General features: G+C 71.2%; 22 protein-coding genes, 1 tRNA gene and 1 pseudogene. 7 read left to right on the forward strand and 17 right to left on the reverse strand.

Annotation, left to right across the window (positions count from 1 at the left end; genetic code table 11):
- The first annotated feature begins 16 nt into the window (after window positions 1-16).
- The gene (locus DMH12_RS11285; protein ID WP_125491438.1) at window positions 17-1,096 is read left to right on the forward strand and encodes a hypothetical protein; all 1,080 of its coding nucleotides are present in this window, start codon (window positions 17-19) and stop codon (window positions 1,094-1,096) included.
- Here DMH12_RS11285 and DMH12_RS11290 read toward each other — a convergent pair.
- The 7 genes from DMH12_RS11290 to DMH12_RS39035 all read right to left on the reverse strand — a co-directional run bounded on the left by DMH12_RS11290 (window position 1,030) and on the right by DMH12_RS39035 (window position 7,139).
- Window positions 1,030-1,551 (reverse strand): SDR family NAD(P)-dependent oxidoreductase, encoded by a 522-nt coding sequence (locus DMH12_RS11290; protein WP_125491439.1) that lies wholly within the window; start codon window positions 1,549-1,551, stop codon window positions 1,030-1,032. The genes DMH12_RS11285 and DMH12_RS11290 overlap by 67 nt on opposite strands.
- Window positions 1,511-3,001: an FAD-binding oxidoreductase gene (locus DMH12_RS11295; protein WP_125491440.1), complete on the reverse strand. Its 1,491-nt coding sequence runs from the start codon at window positions 2,999-3,001 to the stop codon at window positions 1,511-1,513. Before DMH12_RS11295 ends, DMH12_RS11290 begins: the two co-directional genes overlap by 41 nt.
- A gap of 225 nt (window positions 3,002-3,226) precedes the next feature.
- Window positions 3,227-3,658: a nuclear transport factor 2 family protein gene (locus tag DMH12_RS11300; RefSeq protein ID WP_125491441.1), complete on the reverse strand. Its 432-nt coding sequence runs from the start codon at window positions 3,656-3,658 to the stop codon at window positions 3,227-3,229.
- Window positions 3,655-4,599, reverse strand: coding sequence for an aldo/keto reductase (locus DMH12_RS11305; RefSeq protein WP_125491442.1), 945 nt, complete (start codon window positions 4,597-4,599; stop codon window positions 3,655-3,657). The genes DMH12_RS11300 and DMH12_RS11305 overlap by 4 nt, the downstream gene beginning before the upstream one ends.
- Window positions 4,596-5,726, reverse strand: a complete 1,131-nt coding sequence (locus tag DMH12_RS11310) for a type III polyketide synthase (RefSeq protein WP_125491443.1) — start codon at window positions 5,724-5,726, stop codon at window positions 4,596-4,598. The genes DMH12_RS11305 and DMH12_RS11310 overlap by 4 nt, the downstream gene beginning before the upstream one ends.
- A 1,006-nt stretch (window positions 5,727-6,732) precedes the next feature.
- Window positions 6,733-7,002 carry a hypothetical protein gene (locus DMH12_RS11315; protein WP_125491444.1) on the reverse strand — a complete coding sequence of 90 codons (270 nt, stop codon included), beginning with the start codon at window positions 7,000-7,002 and terminating at the stop codon, window positions 6,733-6,735.
- Window positions 6,993-7,139, reverse strand: coding sequence for a hypothetical protein (locus DMH12_RS39035; RefSeq protein WP_185832254.1), 147 nt, complete (start codon window positions 7,137-7,139; stop codon window positions 6,993-6,995). Before DMH12_RS39035 ends, DMH12_RS11315 begins: the two co-directional genes overlap by 10 nt.
- A 540-nt stretch (window positions 7,140-7,679) precedes the next feature.
- Between DMH12_RS39035 and DMH12_RS39040 the strand changes: the two genes are divergently transcribed.
- Together DMH12_RS39040 and DMH12_RS11320 are read left to right on the forward strand one after the other, a co-directional pair.
- On the forward strand, window positions 7,680-7,859 hold the full coding sequence (locus DMH12_RS39040) for a hypothetical protein (protein WP_185832255.1): 180 nt from the start codon (window positions 7,680-7,682) through the stop codon (window positions 7,857-7,859).
- Between the two features lie 23 nt (window positions 7,860-7,882).
- Window positions 7,883-8,617 (forward strand): class I SAM-dependent methyltransferase, encoded by a 735-nt coding sequence (locus tag DMH12_RS11320; RefSeq protein ID WP_185832256.1) that lies wholly within the window; start codon window positions 7,883-7,885, stop codon window positions 8,615-8,617.
- A gap of 643 nt (window positions 8,618-9,260) precedes the next feature.
- Here DMH12_RS11320 and DMH12_RS11325 read toward each other — a convergent pair.
- The 3 genes and pseudogenes from DMH12_RS11325 to DMH12_RS11330 form a co-directional block, all read right to left on the reverse strand.
- A pseudogene (locus DMH12_RS11325) lies at window positions 9,261-9,536 on the reverse strand (calcium-binding protein); the annotation flags it as partial.
- Between the two features lie 104 nt (window positions 9,537-9,640).
- The gene (locus DMH12_RS39045; RefSeq protein WP_185832257.1) at window positions 9,641-9,811 is read right to left on the reverse strand and encodes a hypothetical protein; all 171 of its coding nucleotides are present in this window, start codon (window positions 9,809-9,811) and stop codon (window positions 9,641-9,643) included.
- Between the two features lie 52 nt (window positions 9,812-9,863).
- A tRNA-Pro gene (locus DMH12_RS11330) sits at window positions 9,864-9,937 on the reverse strand.
- Window positions 9,938-10,085: 148 nt separating this feature from the next.
- Here DMH12_RS11330 and DMH12_RS11335 point away from each other — a divergent pair.
- The 3 genes from DMH12_RS11335 (at window position 10,086) to DMH12_RS11350 (ending at window position 13,199) form a co-directional block, all read left to right on the forward strand.
- Window positions 10,086-11,045 carry a bile acid:sodium symporter family protein gene (locus DMH12_RS11335; protein WP_260474182.1) on the forward strand — a complete coding sequence of 320 codons (960 nt, stop codon included), beginning with the start codon at window positions 10,086-10,088 and terminating at the stop codon, window positions 11,043-11,045.
- 529 nt (window positions 11,046-11,574) lie between these two features.
- The gene (locus tag DMH12_RS11345) at window positions 11,575-11,928 is read left to right on the forward strand and encodes a cupin domain-containing protein (protein ID WP_125491447.1); all 354 of its coding nucleotides are present in this window, start codon (window positions 11,575-11,577) and stop codon (window positions 11,926-11,928) included.
- A 107-nt stretch (window positions 11,929-12,035) separates the two neighbouring features.
- On the forward strand, window positions 12,036-13,199 hold the full coding sequence (locus DMH12_RS11350) for a Gfo/Idh/MocA family protein (protein ID WP_125491448.1): 1,164 nt from the start codon (window positions 12,036-12,038) through the stop codon (window positions 13,197-13,199).
- Here DMH12_RS11350 and DMH12_RS11355 read toward each other — a convergent pair.
- Together DMH12_RS11355 and DMH12_RS11360 are read right to left on the reverse strand one after the other, a co-directional pair.
- Window positions 13,177-13,821 (reverse strand): TMEM175 family protein, encoded by a 645-nt coding sequence (locus DMH12_RS11355; RefSeq protein WP_185832258.1) that lies wholly within the window; start codon window positions 13,819-13,821, stop codon window positions 13,177-13,179. The genes DMH12_RS11350 and DMH12_RS11355 overlap by 23 nt on opposite strands.
- A 63-nt stretch (window positions 13,822-13,884) precedes the next feature.
- Window positions 13,885-14,919, reverse strand: a complete 1,035-nt coding sequence (locus tag DMH12_RS11360) for a LacI family DNA-binding transcriptional regulator (RefSeq protein WP_125491449.1) — start codon at window positions 14,917-14,919, stop codon at window positions 13,885-13,887.
- 181 nt (window positions 14,920-15,100) lie between these two features.
- Here DMH12_RS11360 and DMH12_RS11365 point away from each other — a divergent pair, with 181 nt between their 5' ends.
- A complete protein-coding gene (locus tag DMH12_RS11365; protein ID WP_125491450.1) occupies window positions 15,101-16,105 on the forward strand; it encodes a Gfo/Idh/MocA family oxidoreductase in 1,005 nt (334 codons plus the stop codon).
- 92 nt (window positions 16,106-16,197) lie between these two features.
- On the opposite strand, the gene DMH12_RS11370 is transcribed toward DMH12_RS11365, so the two are convergent.
- From DMH12_RS11370 to DMH12_RS11390, 5 genes are all read right to left on the reverse strand, one after another.
- Entirely contained in the window at window positions 16,198-16,611 is a 414-nt protein-coding gene (locus tag DMH12_RS11370) for a VOC family protein (protein ID WP_125491451.1), read from the reverse strand.
- A 113-nt stretch (window positions 16,612-16,724) separates the two neighbouring features.
- A complete protein-coding gene (locus DMH12_RS11375; RefSeq protein ID WP_125491452.1) occupies window positions 16,725-17,627 on the reverse strand; it encodes a sugar phosphate isomerase/epimerase in 903 nt (300 codons plus the stop codon).
- Window position 17,628: 1 nt separating this feature from the next.
- The gene (locus DMH12_RS11380; protein ID WP_260474183.1) at window positions 17,629-18,678 is read right to left on the reverse strand and encodes an ATP-binding cassette domain-containing protein; all 1,050 of its coding nucleotides are present in this window, start codon (window positions 18,676-18,678) and stop codon (window positions 17,629-17,631) included.
- Window positions 18,679-18,683: 5 nt separating this feature from the next.
- Window positions 18,684-19,760: an ABC transporter permease gene (locus DMH12_RS11385; RefSeq protein WP_185832259.1), complete on the reverse strand. Its 1,077-nt coding sequence runs from the start codon at window positions 19,758-19,760 to the stop codon at window positions 18,684-18,686.
- Window positions 19,760-20,782: a sugar ABC transporter substrate-binding protein gene (locus tag DMH12_RS11390; RefSeq protein WP_125491454.1), complete on the reverse strand. Its 1,023-nt coding sequence runs from the start codon at window positions 20,780-20,782 to the stop codon at window positions 19,760-19,762. The genes DMH12_RS11385 and DMH12_RS11390 overlap by 1 nt, the downstream gene beginning before the upstream one ends.
- Window positions 20,783-20,802 lie beyond the last annotated feature (20 nt).

Genomic DNA, 20,802 nt, shown 5'->3' on the forward strand with positions numbered 1-20,802 from the left:
CGGCAGTCTGGGGGTCATGACCGCACGCTACTGCTCGCTCGCGCAGCAGCCGCTCCCCGCGTTCGCGCCGGGGCTGGCCGCCGAGCGTGTCGCCGCGCTCGTCGGCGGGCAGCGGATGTGGGTCGACGGAACCGTTCTGCACTACTGCTTCCTGGGCGGCGACACCGACGACTCGGTGGTCCCGATGCGGGGGGCCGGCCGGCCGCGGCGGGAATCGTGGGTCGGGACCGAGGAGCAACGGGACGTGGTGCGCGACTGCTTCCGGGAGTGGCGGGACCTCGGCATCGGGGTCGGTCTCACCGAGGTGCGGGACCGCTCGGAGGCGGAGCTGCGCATCGGCTTCCAGCCCGGTGACGGATCCTGGTCGGCGATCGGCAAGGACGCGCTCCGGGTCGGTCTGAACGACCGCACGATGAACTTCGGCTGGGACCTGACCGCGCCGGGTGAGCGCGCGACGGCCCTGCACCAGATCGGGCACGCGCTCGGCATGCTGCACGAGCACCAGAGCCCGTTCGCGGGCATCCTCTGGGACGACGAGGCGGTCTACACCGAGCTGGCGGGCCCGCCCAACCACTGGAGCCGGGAGCGGACCTTCCACAACATCCTGCGCAAGCTCGACGGCGACGAGGCCAACGGACCGGTCTGGGACCCGCAGTCGATCATGGAGTACCCCTTCCCGTCGGGTCTGATACTGGAGCCCGAGCACTACCGCTCGGGACTCCAGCCGCCCGGCACCCTGTCCGCCGCCGACAAGGAGTTCGCCCTGCGCTGGTACCCGCCCACCGGCCGGCCGGGTCCGCTGGTGCCGTTCCGTTCGGTGCCGCTCGGCCTCGGGCCCGGCGAGCAGGCCGACTTCCGGCTGGACCCGCCGGAGACCCGCGAGTACACCGTGGGCACCTTCGGGGACAGCGACGCCGTCGTCGTGGTCTTCGAGGAGCGGGACGGCGTGCCCCGCTTCCTCGTGGGACAGGACGACGGCGGCACCTCCCGCAACGCCACCATCAGGGCCCGTTTCGTCAAGGGCCGCCGCTATGTCGTCCGGGTGCGCCTGTACTCCTCGTGGGGTGCGGGCGAGACCGCGGTCATGTGCTGGTGACCGCGGGACTCAGGAACGCCCGGGCGCCGCGGCCACAGTCCGGCACCGGGGGCCGGCCGCCGTACGCCACCTTCGGGGGAGGGTGACGTACGGCGGCACACGCCGTGTCCGCCGCTGGGGGGCGGCGGACACGGCGACTTCCGTGAAGCGGCGCCGGCGTGGCCGGCGGCGGCGGGCGTCGCGATCCGTGAGGCGGTACCGACGTCGGCGGGAACGGCGTGGGCGACACCGCCCGAGGAGCGGATGGCCGCGACGACACGGTCCGCGGCCTGCTTGCTGTCGGGGTGGTCCGAGGAGTGGTTGACGGCCACCGCGGCGCCCTCCGCAGCGAGCCGGATCGCGATCGCTGCCCCGATGCCTTTCGAAGCACCGGTGACCACCGCACTTTGCCCGTCAGGCGTGCGGGCGCGTCTTTCAGCTTGGACATGTGTCCCCCTTGTCCTGGTCGGCGGCACGTGGCAGCGGTTGGCGCGTCCTTGCGCCGGAAAGGGGGTCGTCGGCCGGTGGGGTGTTCCAGTTGCACCGAAAGGTGTTTCCCGGGTCGTAGCGGGACTTCACCTGCCGCAGCCGGGCGTACTTCTCCGGTCCTTCGTACGCTTCGGTGAGCGTCCGGACGTCGTCGCCTTCGTCGGCGTTGCGCATGTTCAGGTAGGACCCCGCGGCCACGCAGTCCCCGATCCGGCCGACGGCTTCCCGGACCTGCCGCACGTACGGGGCGTCAGACCGCGGGTCCTGCCAGTGCAGGAGGAACTCCAGCCACCACGGGCACCCACGGTGGGAGAAGGCGCTGTCGGGCTCGGGCACGTCGCGCAGCGCACCGCCGAGGCCCAGGAGCACGATCTCCCCGCCCATCGGCATCTCTGTCCAGAAACGCACTGTCTCGGATATCGCCTCCTCGTCGAGTCCCCGAAGGTGCGCCGCCTTCGTGTAGTAGCGCTGTCCGTCGGGGAACTCGGCGTCCATGAGCCGCTGCACCCCGTCCGCGAACGGCAGCACGAGGCACTCCTGCGCCGAGGGTCTGCCCACCTGGGTCAGGGAGCGCACCTGTGCGGCTGCGGGGTCGGCGGCGTCGCCGAGCCACATGGCGATCAGCAGCAGCCCCGGGCTGCCCACGCGTTCGGCGGGCACGAAGGGATAGGCCGGCAGGCGCTTCTTCAGTGATGCGTGCCAGCCGATCTGCCGGGGCAGTCCCGGGGCCAGGTCCGCGTACGCGGCCAGCGCCTCGTGTGCCTCCTCGGGCCCGTACAGGGACGCGGCGACAAGCATTCCGGGGCCGAATCGGTGCGCGCGGAGGGTGAACCGGGTGACGATCCCGAAGTTGCCCCCGCCGCCCCGCAGTGCCCAGAACAGGTCCGCTCGTTCGGTGGCGGAGGCTTCCACCACCCGGCCGTCGGCCAGTACCACTTCGCACGCCACGAGGTTGTCGCAGGTCAGGCCGTAGGACCGGGTCAGCCAGCCGGTGCCGCCGCCGAGAGCCAACCCGCCCAGCCCGGTCTCGGACACCGTCCCGGCCGGCACCACCAAGCCGTGTGCGGCGGTGGCCGGGTCCAGGTCGGCGAGGCGGCAGCCGCCCTCGGCCTCGACCAGGCCCTGGCCGGCTCGCACGGTCACCCGGCGCATGCCCGAAAGGTCGATGGTGAGGCCGCCGTCGCACAGCGCGTGACCCGAGACGGAGTGGCCCCCGCCGCGCACCGACAGGGGCAGGCCTTCCGCCCGGGCGGCGTCGACGGCGCGGACCACGTCGAGGGTTGAGGTGCAGACAGCGATCGCCGCGGGCCGGCGGTCCACCATGGCGTTCCAGACCGTGCGGCGCCTTTCGTAGTCTCCGTCTCCCGGCAGCAGCAGCCTTCCACAGAACTCAGGAGTGAGGGCGGCCCGCATCTGACGCATGCGGTCGGCCTTCACCGCACCGATCCCGGAGGGCACGGGATCTGACCGGCCTGACCGATCCCGGGCATTTGGTAGACGGCCACCAGGAGTTCATGCACCGTCAGGTTCGGGTCCCAGCCGGTCGCGACAGGCGTGCCGAATCCCGAGAGGAAGGAGCCGAGCCGTTCTCCGCGCCGGGGACCGGGATGCCGGCCCGGGTTGCGACCGGTGCCGTCCCGGCCGGCGGGGAGGACGGACGTCTCATTCGTGGGTGCCGGCCGGGCGGGCCGGTGCGAGGAGCTGCTGGAGTGCGTGAGGGGCATGAGCGTTCTCCCAGTGTTCGATGATCAGTCCGTCGGCGAACCGCCAGAGTCCGCAGAAGGGCATGGCGAAGGGTCGGGGACGGGAGGCCCGCAGTGTGCCGAGAACGGCGCCGAAATAGTCGTTGGCGACGACGCGTTCGGTGTCCATCACGAGGCTGCCGCCGGTGGCCTGGAGGAGGGCCCGCTCATGGGCCAGGACGGCGTCCCTTCCCCGGACCACCCGGCCCTCATCGGTGCCCCGGTGCGCGGGGTGGAGGACGATGCCGGCGTCTGCGAAGTCCACCAGGCGCGGCAGGTCCGCATAGACGGCTTCCAGGATGCGTACGTGCGGATGGACGGGGGCGGACCCTGAGGTTACCGAGGCGGTCATCGGGTGGCCCCCTGCGTGTCCGGACGCCAGGGCGTGGCTTCGGCACACACCTTCTCGACCTCGGCCCACTCGCTGTCGCTGAGCCGGAGCCCGGCCGCCGCGACGTTCTCCTCGAGGTGGGAGACGGAGGTGGTCCCCGGGATGAGCAGGGTGTTCGGGGAGCGGCGCAGAATCCAGGCCAGGCCGAGTTGGGCTCCGGTGGCACCGTAGCGACCGGCCACGGCGGTGAGTACGCCGTCGGGGCCGACGAGATCGCCGTGACCCAGCGGGAACCAGGGGATGAAGGCGATGCCGTGCCTGTTCGCGTAGTCGAGGACGTCCTCGCCCGACCGGTCCGCGATGTTGTAGAGGTTCTCCACCGCGGCGATCTCGGTGATCCGCCGGGCCTGGTCCAGCTGCTGCACGGTTACTCCGGGCTGGCCCGACAGTCCGAGGTGACGGATCTTTCCCTCCCGCTGCAGCTCAGCGAGGGTTCCTATCTGGTCCTCCATCGGCACCGCGTCGTCGATGCGGTGCAGCATGTAGAGGTCGATGCGCTCCAGACCGAGCCGGAGGAGACTCACTTCGACCTGCTGGCGCAGGTACGCGGGCCGGCCGAGTGCCACGATGTACGGAGAGCGGTTTTCCGCCCTGACCCAGTCCTCGGGCCCGCTGCGCAGCATTCCGCCCTTCGTGGCGATGACCAGGCCCTCCGGGTAGGGGTGCAGTGCGGTGCGGATGAGTTCCTCGTTGTAGCCGGGCCCGTAGGAGTCGGCCGTGTCGATGAAGTCGACGCCGAGTTCCACGGCGCGCCGCACGACCGCCACCGCGTTGTCCGGGTCGGCGGGCGGGCCCCACATGCCGGGGCCTGTCAGATGCATGGCGCCGTAGCCCATGCGGTTGACGCGCAGGCCGTCGGCGAACGTGAAGTGGGTGGGGGGTGTGGCGGTCGGTGTGATCATGCCGTTGCGCTCCTCTCGGGTGTGCTGGTGAGGGGTTGTTCGGTGCCGGAGGCGGATGCCTCGCCATCCAGGGTCCTGTCGTCGCCCAGCCAGGTGCCCACGCTGATCTCCGCGGTGATCCCGGGTCCGAAGCCGGCGATGATGCCGCGGTGCCCGGGGCGCAGGGTTTCCGAGGTGATCACCCTCCGGAGTACATCCAGGACAACCGCGGACGCGATGTTGCCACGGTGGGTGAGCGTGGCACGGCTGAAGGAGAAGAGGTCCGGCGGCACGCCCAGGAAGTGGGACAGGTCATCGAGGATGCGGGGGCCGCCGGCGTGAATGACGTAGAAGTCCAGCGCGGAGGCATTCCAGCCGTGGGTGGCTGCCACGTCCCGGAGGGCGGGGGCGAGTTGCTCCATGGTGTGGGGCACCCGGCGGTCGAGGCGGAAGTGGAACCCGGTGTCCTTCACGGCGTAGGAGATCCAGTCCTCGGTGTCCGGGACCAGCCGGGAGCCGTTGGCCTCCAGCCGCAGGCCGTGCGTGGAGTGGGACTTGACGACGGCCGCGGCGATCGCGTCGCCGAAGAGGCCGTTCGACAGCAGGTTCCCCACGTCCAGGTCGTCGGGCTGGTAGCACAGCGAGCAGAACTCGCAGGCCACCACAAGGACGTTGGAGCCGGCGTGGGAGGCGCAGAAGTCCTGGGCGCGGTTGAACGCCGCACCTCCGGCCGCGCAACCGAGCTGGGCGATCGGGATCTGGCACGTGTCGTGCCGGAAGCCCAGTTCGTTGATCATCCACGCGGTGAGCGACGGCATGGTGAACCCGGTGCAGGACACGAAGACGATGGCGTCGATGTCCGCGGCCGCGAGTCCCGCGTTGTTCAGGGCCTCGTCGACCACGGTGGGGATACGGGCCTGCGCTTCACGCACGTAGACCTTGGTGCGCTCCTCGACGCCCGGGTGACGAAGGGTGCGCTCGAGAGGCTGGATCAGATGTCGTGTGCGGACGCCTGTGCTGGAGATGAGTTTCAGCGCGAGGGGCAGCTGGTCGTGGTTCCCGTGCAGACGCTCCGCGAGGTGCAGGGTGTCCTCCATGGTGATGGTGTGCTCCGGGACGCTTACGGCAGGGCAACATAGGACCGCCATGGCACTCCTTCGGTGTGGTCGGTCGGGGTTCGGGGTGGGCTGCGGGAGACGAGGCCGTCGCGTGACCTGCCGGTCGGCCGCCGCGGCAGCGGTGGCTCGTGGCTGTGAAAGCACTGTCGAGGGCTGCTCGTCAGCTCCGCACCGGGACACAGGACCGGTTAACCGGGGAGGGGAGGCCCTAACAGCAGTCGAGGGCTCGTGCTGTGAACGCGTTGAAACGGGCCGGAACGGCGACGCCCTTGAACGCGAACCGAACTGGGGCCCACACTCCGACCGGACCGCCTCCCGGCCGGCCGTCTTGCGGCGGCGACGGTCGTGTCGTTGCTGACCGAGGTCCGCCCCACGACCGTCATCGGCTGCGAAGAGCCCGCCCGGAGTTCGCCGCGGTCGAACGAACAGTCACCCGCGTACGGGCACGTAGCGCCACGTCACGGGATCCAAGGGCGCAGCTCGGAACCGTTCGCCCCGGCGGCCGCCCTCAGTCGGCGTCCCCAGGGACGGATGACGCACAGGAGCGCTCATGAGCCGTGCCGGCGGTTCCTCGCCAGCGGCGTGAGAGCACGGGCCCGTTCTTCCTACACGGCGGCCGCTGCGGGTGGCGTGCAAACGCGCTGAGGGTGTCGATGAGGTCTGCCAGAGCGCGATCCGTCTGAGCGGAGCGCAACAAAGGGTCGAGGTCGAGGAAGTGCTGCCAGTGGCTGCACGCCTCCCCCAGGCGTCCGGCTTCGAGCGGAAGGTGCGCGAGACGGGTGTGGGTGAGGGCCTCCGGCCGGTGTTCCCTCGACGAGCGGCCGTGCACCGCGGCCTGGAAAGCGGCGACTGCCTGGTCGCGCCGGCCCAGGGCGTGAAGGGCCCGGGCCCCGTTGGTACGCGAAGGCCGCCGCCGGACAGGAGGTGAACGACCCCTCCTCGCGGGGCGTCTGGCGAAGAGCGTCCTCGGCGGCGGCGAGATCGGCGTCCGCCTGACGGTGTTCGCGCAGCAGGGCGCGGGCCAGGGCGCGCTGACTCAGCACGTACGCACGGACTGCCGCAGGTGCGCCGGGGGGGCGTGTCCGACGGCCGGCGTGGCGAGATCCGCCGCCTGCCGGATGTGGCCGAGGTTCGCGGCCTGGGTGCTCATGGCCCGCAGGACGATGGCACACGTCAGCCGGTCACCAGCCGCGTGCGCCAGGCCGAGGCAGGTCCCGAAGTAGGTCTGGGCGAGCCCCTGATGACCCGCGTCCGCGGTCATGACCGCCAGCAAGTGGGTCAGCTGGGCGACTGCCGTCAGGGCCATTCGGCGCAGTTCATCCGACGCCGGTCCGGATATGAAGCCATGCCGTCGTCGGCGAGGTAGGCAACGAGCGCGCTGCGCGCCTGGTTGCCGCCGCGCGCGTCGACGCTGGCCGCGAAGAGCCGTGTGGCGGCTCCCAAACGAAGTAGGTGGTCCTGCTGACTCCCCAACGCGTACGATGCCCTGGCCAGTTGGGCACCGCTCCAGCCAGGCTTCCGTGAGGAGGGCGGCGAGTCGTCGGGTCGGCTGCTGGGGCGACGTCTGTATTCCGGCCCACGGAACCGCACGTTCCAGCAGGGCGCGAGTGTGTGGCACAGGACGCCTGCTCCGGTACACGCCGCCGGCCGGCTTCCACTCCCTCGAGTGAAACGCTTACCACGCAATCGGCCCGGAATCCTCACCCGGCGAACGACACCGTCTACTTCTGGCCAACAGGCTGCCGGGACGCAGCAGGAGTGCACGTCCGAGGCCGTTCAACGCGTTCACGCGTCCGGTACCTTGTGCGGCTTCTCATTCCGCTTTGTCCGGCGCTGTAATGGAGAGCCACCGCGCCGCCCTTACGGCAACGTACCCAAGGCGGGGGCGGGGCAAGAGGGAGGACCGCGTCCGCGCGGGTGAAAGGGAACGCGTCGCGAGTCGTCGCCGCCACCCTCGCGACAAAGGTCTGCAGAGTGTGCGTCATGCAGGATCCCTTCACCTTCGAAGCACTCGTACGACCCCACGACCAGGCCGGTTCCGATCAGCCGGACACCCGTCCGCGAGGCGCGGTCCGCCACCGGGCCAGGACACCCGGCAACGACCAGCCGTTGGAGACCAACCCGAAGAACGACACGGATTTGGCGGTCGCCACGGATACGTGAAGTCGCCGCACAGGAGCGCTGACATGTTCGGTTACGCCGACAGTTGGGAGACCTACTGGGCCGAAACAGCGGCCCAGGGGCAATCGTCGCTGTGGGACTGCGAGCCCGCGTTCGCGAGCGCTCGTGACCTGCCGCTCTTCGCGCCCCACCTCGACCCCGAGCAGCCGCTGATCGACCTCGGTTGCGGCAACGGGACCCAGACCCGCTACCTCGCCCGGCACCACGGGCGGGTCGTCGGGACCGACGTGTCCGCCTCGGCCATCAGGCAGGCGCGCGCCCTCGATCCCGACCACATCTATCTGGTGCTCGATCTGCTCGACACTTCGGCCGTGAACGCCCTGTACGACATGCTCGGCGACGCAAGCATCTACATGCGCACCGTCCTTCACCAGATCCGGCCGGAGCACCGCCCCGCCTTCGCTGCCTCCTTGCGCACCCTGCTGGGCGCCAACGGGGTCCTCGCCTTCGTCGAGCTGGCATCAGGCGCCGAGGATTACCTGCGCCAGCTCACAGCGGAGTACGGCCCTCCCCCGGCCCTCACCCGAGTCCTCGACACCGGTGTCCGCCCCGGCAGCATCCATCGTGACGAGACGCTTGCCCTTCTGGGCGAGGACGAGTTCACCGTACTCGCCGAATCTGACACCACCGTCCACACCACCTACACCCTGCCCACCGGGCGGCGCGCTGAAGTCCCCGCGTACTTCATGGCACTGCGCCGCACGCGAACGAGGACGGCGGAGGGCTTCGGGAGCCGGTGAGGCGGCCGACGCGCCGCGAGCTTGGTGCCGACGCCCGGTGAGCCCGGCTTGCCCTCCAGTACGGTCCCCTCATGGGAAATGGCGAGGGTGTGCCGGAGAAGGTGGCGTAGGTCCTGGTCCGGGACGGCCTGACGCTCGTGACGTGTAGTCAGGGCAAGGAGCGCTGCTACCTCCCGGGCGGTCGTCGTGAGCCGTTCGCCCAGGCGCTGGTCCGCCCCGACCTGCCCCAGCGGCCCTGAGGCAGGGGGCGCTCCGCAGTGCCGCCGAAGTGACTGCGCTGTCGGCGGTGGTCTTCCACGAGCCGGATCCTTGCCTCGCTGGAGAACATGGCCCAGGCACGGACTGGGCAACTACGCACGCGCCGGCCGCACCTTAGTCACCGAGGGGACCGCTGATGAGGCGTTTCGCGCCCGGTCCGGCATCGGATGCGGCGCCACCGTCGGCCGTTCTGCTCCCCCTCGCGTTGATGGGCAAGGAGACCTTCGTACAGGTTCAGGACGCCACGCGGCCGTACCGGAGAACGATCTCTTCGCCGGACTGCGCTGATCCGCTGGGCCGCACTGCCGACCGGGACAAGCGCGGGGGCGACCCGGTCGGCAGCAGCTGCCTCAGCTGGTGGGCACAGCGGCGGCCAGGACGGTGGTCACGCCTGTGCGAGGAGCGTGTCGTAAGGGGTGGTGCGCAGGCGGCCGGTCATGAAGGACGGGAAGTCCTTGATGAACGCGCTGCGCGTGTACCCCGTCCCGGTTCCGGCCGTGTCGCGCTGGAAGACGGTGCGAAACATGGCGCGGTACTCGTCCGCGTCGATGGTCTGGTTGCCGTCCTTGTCGGTGGCGTCGAAGAGGACTTCGGCGACTCTGATCAGTGCGGGTCCGGCGAGGGAGGGAACGGCCGCGGCGTGCTCCTCCGCGCTGACGGCCCGTGGCCGCTGCGTCTCGTGCCCGGACACGGGGGGAGACTCGCCGCCGGGCCACACCCCCGCCCCCGCCTCGCCAAGGACCCGTCGCTTTCGAACTCCCGGGTTCAGCTCGGGAGCGTAAGCGGGTCATCGTGGGTGAGCCAGTCCTGCTCGGCGACCCAGACACGCATCGCACGGCTCCGATGGGCGGACGGGCCGCCCCCGACCAGCACCACGTGCTCGCCGCGGTAGAACGTCTTTATCTGCTTGAGGACCTGGTCGCCAAGAATGGTCAAAGGCCGGTTTCGGATACCTCCGAAACCGGCCCTGACCTGCAACTGTCTCCAGTCGGGACGACAGGATTTGAACCTGCGACCCCTTGACCCCCAGTCAAGTGCGCTACCAAGCTGCGCCACGTCCCGGCGGGCGACCCACGGAACTCCGTGATCGCGCTGGTCAACCCTACCTCATCCAGGGAACGGGGCGCCCCCGGTTCGCGCCTGGTCGTCCCGATGATCACATCGCGAGACGGTTTTGCGTCATGTGCCCGACCAGGCGTTACCTCGCACGGTGCGAACCGAACGACCCGAACAGGCCAGTACCGACGTCACCGCAGACCGCTCCGCGCGGCGGGCCGTGACCGTCTTCCCGATCCTCGTCCTCGTGGCCGGCGCGCTCGGCCTGCTGCTCCCCGGTGGTTTCACCGGGTGGAGCGAGGCCGTGCCGTACCTGCTGGGCGTCGTGATGTTCTGCATGGGCATCACGATGACCCCGGAGGACTTCCGCGGGGTCGCCAGGCGTCCCTGGGCGGTGGCCCTGGGACTGGTCGCGCACTACGTCATCATGCCCGGGCTCGGCTGGGCCGTGGCCCACCTGCTCGATCTCCCCCCGCAGCTCGCGGCCGGCGTGATCCTGGTCGGCTGTGCGCCCAGCGGCACGGCCTCCAACGTGGTGACGTACCTCGCTCGCGGCGACGTCGCCCTCTCCGTCTCCGTCGCCACCGTCTCCACGCTGGTCGCGCCGCTGGTCACCCCGCCCCTGACGCTACTGCTGGCCGGCGAGTACCTGCCGGTGGACGCCGGGTCCATGGTCACCGACATCCTCAAGACGGTCCTGCTGCCGGTCCTCGCGGGCGTCGTCGTACGGCTGCTCGCGGGGCGGTACGTGCAGCGGGCGCTGCCGGCGCTGCCCTGGCTTTCGGCGCTGACGATCGCCGTGATCGTCGCGGTGGTCGTAGCGGGCAGCGCGGACGCCATCAAGTCGGCCGCCGGGCTGGTGTTCGTCGCGGTGGTCCTGCACAACGGCCTCGGCCTGGCCCTCGGTTACGGAGCGGGCCGCCTCGGCCGCCTCGGTGAGCCCGGCAGCCGGGCGATGGCCTTCGAGGTGGGCATGCAGAACTCCGGCCTCGCGGCATCCCTGGCCACGGCCCACTTCAGCCCCCTGGCAGCTCTCCCCGCGGCGGTCTTCTCCGTCTGGCACAACATCTCCGGTGCCCTGACGGCCGCGTGGCTGTCACGCCGGGGGCGATAGGGCGACGGCGGCCGGCCGGTCGACCGCACGACGGGCCCCGCCGCAAGGTCCGCCTCCGGGAAGGTACCGGGGGCGGCCTCCGCCGGCGGGACCCGCGCCCCGGTCGCGCCACACCCCTCGGCTCCCCCGGCCTCCGCCGCAGGCGTCCGGAGGCAGGGGCCGCGGGGAGTTCGACGTCGTAGCGGGCGGCCGGCTCGCGGACCCGGTCGGTCCGGCCCTGGGCGACCAGGAAGCTCAGCGACTCGGGCAGGTACCTCAGCAGCACGGGGACGAAGAGCAGCGAGACCACGCACATCCGGAAGGCGGCGCGCCGGCCGAGCGGTTCCACGATCCACAGGGCCACGTAGGCGGAGAGGACGCCGCCGGCGTGGTGGGCGGTCAGCAGCAGGCCGATGACGAGGGCGCCGCGCCCGCGCGGGACGTAGGCGCAGACCACCTTGTTCGCGTTGACGGAGTGTCGTAGCAGCCGGCCGGTTTCCGCACACCCTGTCTCCCCCGCGCCGCCGTGCGCCCCGGCTAGCGTCGCGGCATGACCCACAGCTTCGTCGTCCACGTGCCCGACGCGGAACTCGAACCCGAGCCGCTCTCCCCCGACCAGATCGTGTCCGGCGACCCCGAGGTGACGGGCAAGGTGGTCTGGGAGTCGGCGGACGGCGGGCAGGTGCGGGGCATCTGGCAGATCACGCCGGGCGTGGTCACCGACACCGAGGCGGACGAGCTGTTCGTCGTGCTCAGCGGCTCGGCCACCATCGAGGTCGAGGGAGGCCCCACGCTGAGGGTCGGGCCCGGCGACCTGGCCGTGCTGCGCGAGGGCGACCGTACGACGTGGACGGTGCACGAGACGCTGCGCAAGGCGTACGCGATCAACCTCGGCGGCTCCTGAGGTCCAGCGGTTGTCCGGAGCTTTGTCCTGTCAAAAGGTTGACATGATGCCGACGCCCGCCCAGGGTGGCCTGGACAGATCACGGACAGGTCCGAAGAGGGGCTCTCATGGTCGACGCACTCGGGGTCGCCGTCGTCGGTTTCGGCTGGATGGGCCGGGTGCACACCCAGGCGTACGCCCGTGTCCGGCACCACTACCCGCGGCTCGCCCTGCGGCCCGAGCTGGTGGCCGTCGCGGAGGAGGTGCCGGGGCGGGCCGAGGAGGCCGCCGAGCAGTTCGGGTTCGCCTCGACGACCCGTGACTGGCGGGAGGTGGCCGCCGACCCGCGCGTGGGCGCGGTCAGCATCACCGCGCCGAACTTCCTGCACCGCGAGATCGCCGTGGCGATGGCGGAGGCCGGCAAGCACATCTGGATCGAGAAGCCGGTCGGACTGACCGCCGACGACGCCCGCGCGGTCGCGGACGCGGTCGCCGCGGCGGGCGTCCAGGGCGCGGTCGGCTTCAACTACCGCAACGCTCCCGCCGTGGAGGCCGCCCGCGACCTGATCGCCACCGGCGGGATCGGCACCGTCACGCACGTCCGCATCCGCCTTTTCAGCGACTACGCCGCCCATCCCGAGTCCGCTCTGACCTGGCGCTACGAGCGTGCGCGCGGCGGCAGCGGGGTGCTCGGCGACCTGGCCTCGCACGGCGCCGACCTGGCCCGCTTCCTGCTCGGAGACATCGCGTCCCTGACCGCCGACACGGCGATCTTCCTGCCCGAGCGGGCCCGGCCCACGGTCGCGACGGCGGGTCACTCACGGGCCACGGGCGGCGAGTCGGGGCCGGTCGAGAACGAGGACTACGTCAACTGCCTGCTGCGCTTCGCGTCCGGCGCCCGGGGCGTCCTGGAGGCCTGCCGGGTCTCGGTCGGGGAGCAGAACAACTACGGCTTCGAGGTGCACGGCACCACGGGCGCCGTGTTCTGGGACTTCCGCCGCATGAACGAACTGGGCGTCAGCCGGGGCACGGGGTACCAGGACCAGCCGGTCTCCACGGTGTACGTCGGCCCCGGACACGGCGAGTTCGCCGCCTTCCAGCCGGGTGCCGCGAACGCCATGGGCTACGACGACCTCAAGGTGGTGGAGGCGTACCGCTTCCTGCGCTCGGTGGCGGAGGGAGTGCCGCACGGCGCCGGCCTGCCGGACGCCGTGCACAGCGCCGCCGTACTGGAGGCGATGGCGCGGTCGGCGCTGAGCGGCGGCTGGGTCACCCCCGAGGTTCCCGCCTGACCGCGGGCGGGCGACTCGCCCGCACCGCCCACCTGCCGATCACGACCTTCACCGGGGGCAGGACGAGCCAGCCCCACATGGCCGCGGGGCCGATCGCGAGGGCGAGGGGGACGCTGAGCGCGAACACCACGACCGACGCGGCGAGATCCAGGCCGTAGATCAGGAAGCCCTCCTCGGGGACGGTGTCGCCGCGCAGCCAGGGCCGGGCGGCCAGGAGCGCGACCAGGGCGAGGTGCGAGGCGCCCAGGGAGGCCACCGCCGCCGCGTAGACGGCGACGGAGGCCGGCTCGTGGCCGTACTCGGAGATGAGCGTGGTGGGGAAGGGCACGAGGGCGGCGACGCCGAGGCCGAGCAGCGACAGGGTGATCACCTGGCCGTCGACCCGCTCGACGAAGCGGAAGATGCGGCGGTGGTCGCGCCAGAAGACACCGAGCACGACGACGCTCAGCGCGTACGCCCCCAGGTTGGGCACCAGCTCCCGCAGTTCGTCGCGGTACGCCGCCGGGTCGAGGCCGCGGGGCATGGAGAAGTCGAGTACGAGGAGGGTGATGGCGATCGCGAAGACGCCGTCGGCCAGCGCCACCACCCGCTCGGGTCCGCCGGCCGGAGTCGATTTCCACATGCCCCCGACGGTAGAAGCGGCACCACGCGGGGCGGCGTCACACGCCCGGGACGCCACCGGACGTCACACGGCCGCGGTGCCGGGCGGCATGTTGTAGGGGGTGACCACCTGGATCGCGGAGGGCAGGGACGGGCCCGCGGGCGGCAGTGCGCCGTGGGCCCGCATCACCGTGCGGCAGGCCTCCCGGAGGTCCTGCCGCAGGTCGTGGTGGAGTACGGCGGACAGGCGGTGCTCGCGCAGCAGGCGGGTGTTGTCCTGGTCGAGGTCGTGGGCGATGAAGACCGCGCAGGTGCGGCCCAGGTCGGCGAAGGCCCGCAGGGTGGCGATGTTTCCGCCGCCGATCGAGTAGACCGCGCGGATCTCCGGATCGCGTTCCAGCGCGGCCCGGACCAGGTCGTACTGGGTGGCGTCCAGCCCCTGGCCCCCGGCGATCTCCACGAGGGCACGCTCCGGGTGCCGGGCGCGCATGACGGCGCGGAAGCCCATCTCGCGCTCCTCCTCGTTGCGGAAGAAGCCGCTGCTGAGACTGGTGAGGACGTTGCCGGGACGGTCGCCGAGCCACTGGCCCGTCAGATGGGCGGCGGTCGCGCCCGCCGCCCGGTTGTCGATGCCCACGTAGCCGAGCCGGGAGGCGGCGGGCAGGTCCGTCACCAGGGTCACGACGGGGACCCCCGCCGCGGTCAGGCGGCCCACCGCGGCGGCGACCTCGGGGACGTCCGGCGCCTTGAGGATCACTCCCTGCGAGCCTCGCCGGGCGATCCGGTCCAGGACGGCGGTCAGCCCGCCTGCCGGGCCGGTCTCACGGAAGTGGAAGCGCGAGCGCACGACGGCGGGGTGCAGGGAGGGCAGTTCGGCCTCCAGCGCGGCGCGCACGGCGGTCGAGAAGCGCTCCGGGGACTGCATCACTATGTCGATCATGAAGGTGCGGCCGACCAGCCGGACCTGGGTGCGCTGCCGGTCCAGGTCGGCGATGGCCCGGCGCACCTCGTCCGCCGTGGACTCCCGCACCCCGCCGCGACCGTTGAGCACCCGGTCGACCGTGGCCTCGCTCAGCCCCGCCTGACGTGCGATCTCCCTGATCGGGAAGGGATGGCCCATGTCCGGCTCCTCCGTGGCCCGCTCAGTCCCGCGCGGATGTCTTGAGGGGTTTTTGATGGCTGGCTGCTGGTTGTTCGCGCTGTTTGTCAGGACAAGAATGGCAGCACCGTGCCGCCCCTGTCAGCGAAAGGGCGACCGGGTGCCGGCCACGGCAACCACGCACAAGGAGCAGCGGAAGAACATGCGTATCGGAATCCTCGGCCTCGGCCGCATCGGTGCCTTCCACGCCGAGACCCTCGCGGGACTCGCCGCCGTCGACTCGCTGGTCGTCGCCGACCCGTTCGCGGATGCCGCGCGGGCGGCCGCCGACCGGTTCGGCGCCGAGGTCGCCGCCTCGCCGGAGGCGCTGCTGGCCGCCGGCGTGGACGGTGTGGTGGTCGCCGCGGCGACCGACGCCCACCCCGAGCTGATCGTGGCCGCGGTCGAGGCCGGGGTACCGGTCTTCTGCGAGAAGCCCGTCGCCCGGACCATGACGGAGGGCGTCGAGGTGCTCAAGGCGGTCGCCGGCCGCGACGTGCCGGTGCAGATCGGCTTCAACCGGCGCTTCGACGCCGGGTTCACCGCCGCCCGGGAAGCGGTGCTGGGGGGCGAGCTGGGCAAGCTGCACACGGTGCGGTCGACCACGCTGGACCCGGCGCCGCCGCCCGCCGCGTACGTCGCCGCGTCCGGGGGCATCTTCCGTGACTGCTCGGTGCACGACTTCGACATCATCCGCTGGGTGACCGGCCGCGAGGTGACCGAGGTGTACGCCGTCGGCGGCAACCGGGGTGCCGAGTACATCAGGGAGGCGGGCGACGCCGACACCACCGGCGCCGTCCTCACCCTGGACGACGGCACGATCGCCGTGGTCTCCAACAGCCGTCACAACGCGCGCGGTCACGACGTCCGCATGGAGCTCCACGGCTTCGCCGACTCCATCGCGGTCGGTCTGGAGGACAGGCTGCCGCTGCGCTCGGTCGAGCCCGGCGCGACCTTCCCGGCGGGCACGCCGCACGACTTCTTCATGGACCGGTTCACCGCGGCCTACCGCGCCGAACTCGGCGCGTTCACCGAGGTCGTCGCGGGCGGGCGGCCCTCGCCCTGCACGATCGAGGACGCGCTGGAGGCGGGCTGGATCGCCGAGGCGTGCACGCTGTCGCTGCACGAGCACCGTCCCGTGACGATCGCGGAGGTGCGGCGGGGCTGAGCCCGGACGGGCCCGGTGGGACTGCGGGCCGACGGGTGACACGTCGACGGGTCGACGGGTCGACGGGTCGAGCGACCTACGAGCCGGCGGGGTCAGCCCGTCGGCTCGCTGATGTTCACCATCCAGGGGATGCCGAACCGGTCGGTGCACATGCCGAAGACGTCGCCCCACATCTGCTTCTCCAGCGGCACGGAGACGGACCCGCCGGCGGACAGCTTCTCCCAGTAGCCGCGCAGCTCGGCCGCGTCGTCGCCGCTGAGACTCACCGAGAAGTTGGTCCCCGGCGTGTGGTCCATGCCGGGCGGGGTGTCGGCACCCATCAGGGTGAAGCCGCTCGGGGTCTCCAGCATGGCGTGCATGATCTTGTCGGTGTAGGCCGGGTCGGGCATGCCGGCCGAGCCGAAGGTGTTCAGCGCGAGGGTGCCGCCGAACACCTGCTCGTAGAACTCCATCGCCTGTCGGGCGTCGCCGTCGAAGCTGAGGTAGGGGTTGAGTCGCGAGGTCATGACGCCTCCCGGGTCGGGACGAAAGTGCCAGTGCTGCGCACGCTAGCGCGCACCACCGGCAACGGCCCGCCGAGCGGCGCACCGGCGGGACCCGCCCGCCGGCGCGGTCGGTCTCAGGCGCCGCAGGAGCGCAGGAACTTCCGGGTGCGCACCGCGATGGGCAGCGGCTTGTCCGGCTCGCACGGGTACATGTCCTGCTCGACGATGGCGAACAGGTCCACGTCCAGTTTCTGGGCGGCGGTCAGCACCGGGCCCAGCTCCGGCACCCCGGCCGGCGGTTCGCACATCACCCCGCGCTGCACGGCCGGCCCGAAGGGCACGCCGCCCGCCCGCACCTCGGCGAGGATCTCGGGGTCGACCTGCTTGAGGTGCAGGTAGCCGATGCGTTCGCCGTAGGTCTCGATCAGCTTGACGCTGTCGCCGCCGCAGTAGGCGTAGTGGCCGGTGTCCAGGCAGAGGTTGACCAGGCCGGGGTCGGTGGCGTCGAGGAAGCGCTCGACGTGCTCCTCGGTGTCGATGTGGGTGTCGGCGTGCGGGTGGACGACGATGTCCAGGCCGTAGGTGTCGCGCACCTCGCGGGCGAGGCGTTCCATGCCCTGGGTCAGGTGGGTCCACTGCTCGCCGGTCAGCTCCGGCGGCTCCAGGATCTCGGCGGTCTTGTCGTCGCGCCAGAAGGACGGGATGACGACCAGGTGCTCGGCGTCCATGGCCCGCGTCAGGGCGGCGACGCGGCCGACCTGTTCCCAGGTGGCGTCCCACTCGGAGGGGCCTCGGTGCAGCCCGCAGAAGATGGTGCCCGCGGAGACCTTGAGCCCGCGCCGGGTCACCTCGTCGGTGAGCCGGGCCGGGTCGGTGGGGAGGTAGCCGTAGGGGCCCAGCTCGATCCAGTCGTAGCCGGCCTCGGTGACCTCGTCCAGGAAGCGTTCCCAGGGCACCTGCCGAGGGTCGTCGGGGAACCAGACGCCCCAGGAGTCGGGGGCCGAGCCGACGCGGATGCGGTCCAGGGCAGCGGGCATGTCAGGTCTTCCCTTCGACGGTGTGCGGTGCGTCGGTGACGGGTGGCGTGTCCCCCGGCACCGTGTCCTGCGCCTTCTCCTCCTCCGGCTTCTTCCCCTCCGGCTTCTTCCCTTCCTTCGGCTTCTCCCCCTCCGGCTTCTTCCCTTCCTTCGGCTTCTCCCCCTCCGGTTCCCCGTCCTTCGGCTCCGCGTCCGGCAGCGCCTCCACGTCCACCCCGCCGACCTGGGCCAGTTCGTGCTTGAGGGCGGCCAGTTCGGCGCCGCCCGCCATGTGGTTGGTGAGCTGTTCGAGGGTGATGCCCGCGCGGGCGGCGCTGAGTTCGAGGGTGCCCAGGCGCAGCACGCTGAAGTGGTCGCCGACCATGTAGGCGTGGTGGGGGTTGTGGGTGATGAAGATGACGCCGAGGCCGCGTTCGCGGGCGGCGGCGATGTACTTGAGGACCACGCCGGACTGCTTGACGCCGAGAGCGGCGGTGGGCTCGTCCAGGATGAGGACGCGGGCGCCGAAGTAGACGGCGCGGGCGATGGCGACGCTCTGGCGCTGACCGCCGGAGAGGGTGCCGATGGGCTGTTCCAGGTCGTCCAGGACGATGCCCATGTTGCGCAGCTCCTCGTCGGCGGTCCGCTTCATGCGGGCGATGTCGAGACGGCGCAGGGGCCAGGGGCCCCTGGTCATCTCGGAGCCGAGGAAGAAGTTCCGCCACACCGGCATCAGCGGGATGGTGGCGAGGTCCTGGTAGACGGTGGCGATGCCCCGGGCGAGGGCGTCGCGCGGGGTCGTGAAGCGCACCGGTTCGCCGTCGACGAGGAACTCGCCCTCGGTGTGCTGGTGCAGCCCGGAGATGATCTTGATCAGGGTGGACTTGCCCGCGCCGTTGTCGCCGAGCACGCAGGTCACCCGGCCGGGGTGGACGGCGAGGTCGACGCCGTGCAGGGCGCGGACGTTCCCGTACGCCTTGCCCGTGCCGCGCAGTTCGACGATCGGGCCGCCGGGCCCGGGTGCGGGGTCCGTGCGGACGGCACCGTCGGTGCCGGGGGTCTTGGTGGTCATTTCCGTCACCTCCGGGTCGCCGCGCGGCGGACGTACAGGTTGATCAGGACGGCGCCGAGCAGCATCACGCCGAGGAAGGCCTTGAACCAGTCGGGGTTCCAGCCGGCGAAGACGATGCCCTGGTTCACCATGCCGAACATGAAGGCGCCGAAGACCGGGCCGATGGCGGAACCGTAGCCGCCGGTGAGCAGACAGCCGCCGATCACGGCCGCGGCGATGTAGATCAGCTCCTGGCCGACGCCCTCACCGGACTGCACGGTGTTGAAGGAGAACAACTGGTGCATGCCGACGAACCAGGCGCCGAAGCCGACCAGCATGAACAGCGTGATCTTGGTGAAGGTGACGGGCACGCCGACCGCGCGGGCGGAGTCCTGGCTGCCGCCGACCGCGAAGATCCAGTTGCCGTACTTGGTGCGGAGCAGCACCCAGGTGGCCAGGGCGGCGAAGACCAGCCAGTAGAAGACAGTGATCTTCACCTCGACGCCGCCGATGTCGAAGGACGAGGCGAACACGGCCTTGGCCTGGTCGAAGCCGTCCATGTCGCTGATGTCGTCGGTGGCAACGTTGCCGGTGACGAGTTTGGTGACGGCGAGGTTGACGCCCTGGAGGATGAGGAAGGTGGCCAGCGTCACGAGGAAGCTCGGCAGGCCGGTCTTCATCAGCACCCAGCCGTTGAACGCGCCGACGGCGAGGGAGACGACGAGGGCGACGATCACACCCATCCAGACGTTCACGGTCAGCTGGTAGCTGAGCATGCCCGCGGTGAGCGAGGAGGCGACCACGGCGACACCGGCCGACAGGTCGAACTCGCCGCCGATCATCAGCAGGGCCACCGGCAGCGCCATGATGCCGATGGTGGACGACTGGTAGAGGACCGTCGCCATGGAGCCGCCGTCGCGGACCGAGGGGGCGGCGATCAGGAAGAAGACGAACACGGCGACGGCGCCGAGGAAGACCCCGACCTCGGGCCGGGCGAGCACCCGCACCGCCACCGGGCGCTCGCGGGTGCGCCCGTCGGTCTCCTTGGGGCCGGGGGCCGGCGGTGTGGTCACCGCCGGCTCAGCCTGTTGGGCCATGCTCATCACCGGGTGCCCTTCGAGGCGAACTCGGCGACGGCCTTCACGTTGGACTCGTCGACGAAGGCCGGGCCGGTCAGCACCGGCTGCTCACCGCCGCCGCTGTAGTTGCCGTTGTTCTTGTAGAGCCACAGCCCGTCGACGGCCAGGTAGCCCTGGAGGTAGGGCTGCTGGTCAACGGCGAACTCGATGTCGCCCTTCTCGATGGCGCCGGTCAGCTCCTTGTTGAGGTCGAAGGTGGCGACCTTGGCCTCGCTGCCGGACTCGTCCACGGCCTGCACGGCCGTCATGGCGAAGGGGGCGCCGAGCGTGACGAGGTGGTCGATGTCGCCGTCCTGCTTGAGCTTGGCGGTGACGGTCGACTTCACCGAGGGCATGTCGGTGCCGTTGACGTAGAGGTTCTCGATCGAGCCCTCGAAGGTCTTCTTCACGCCCTCGCAGCGCTGGGTCAGGCCGACGTTGCCCTGCTCGTGGATCACGCAGACGGCGTTCTTCGCGCCGTCCTCGTTGAGCCGCTTGCCGAGCGCCTCGCCGGCCACGCTCTCGTCCTGGCCGAAGAACTCCATCAGGCCGAGCTTCTTCCAGTCGGCGAGACCGGAGTTGAGCCCGACCACGGGTATGCCGGCCTTCTCCGCCTTGCCGAGGACGCTCTTCAGGGCGTCCGGCTTGGCGAGGGTGACGGCGATGCCGTCGACCTTCTGGTCGATCGCGTTCTGCACCAGGTTGGCCTGGTTGCCCGCGTTCGGGTCGGCGGAGTAGACGAGCTTGACGTTGTCCTTGGCGGCCGCGGCCTCGGCGCCCTTGCGGACGATGTCCCAGAAGGTGTCGCCGGGCGCCTGATGGGTCACCAGGGCGACGGTCATACGGGGGGTGTTCGCCTTGCCCGCGGAGGCGCCCGAGCCCCCCTCCTCGTCGGCCTTCTTCCCGCCCGAGCTGCTGGAACAGCCGGCGAGGGTCAGGGCCGCGGCGGCGGCGAGGGCCACGGCGGGGGCGAATCTGCGGGAGCGGGCGTGCGAAGAGCGGTCCATCTTTCCTGCACCTCACTGTG

The sequence above is a fragment of the Streptomyces sp. WAC 04229 genome (assembly GCF_003947455.1).
In the GTDB taxonomy this organism is placed as follows: domain Bacteria; phylum Actinomycetota; class Actinomycetes; order Streptomycetales; family Streptomycetaceae; genus Streptomyces.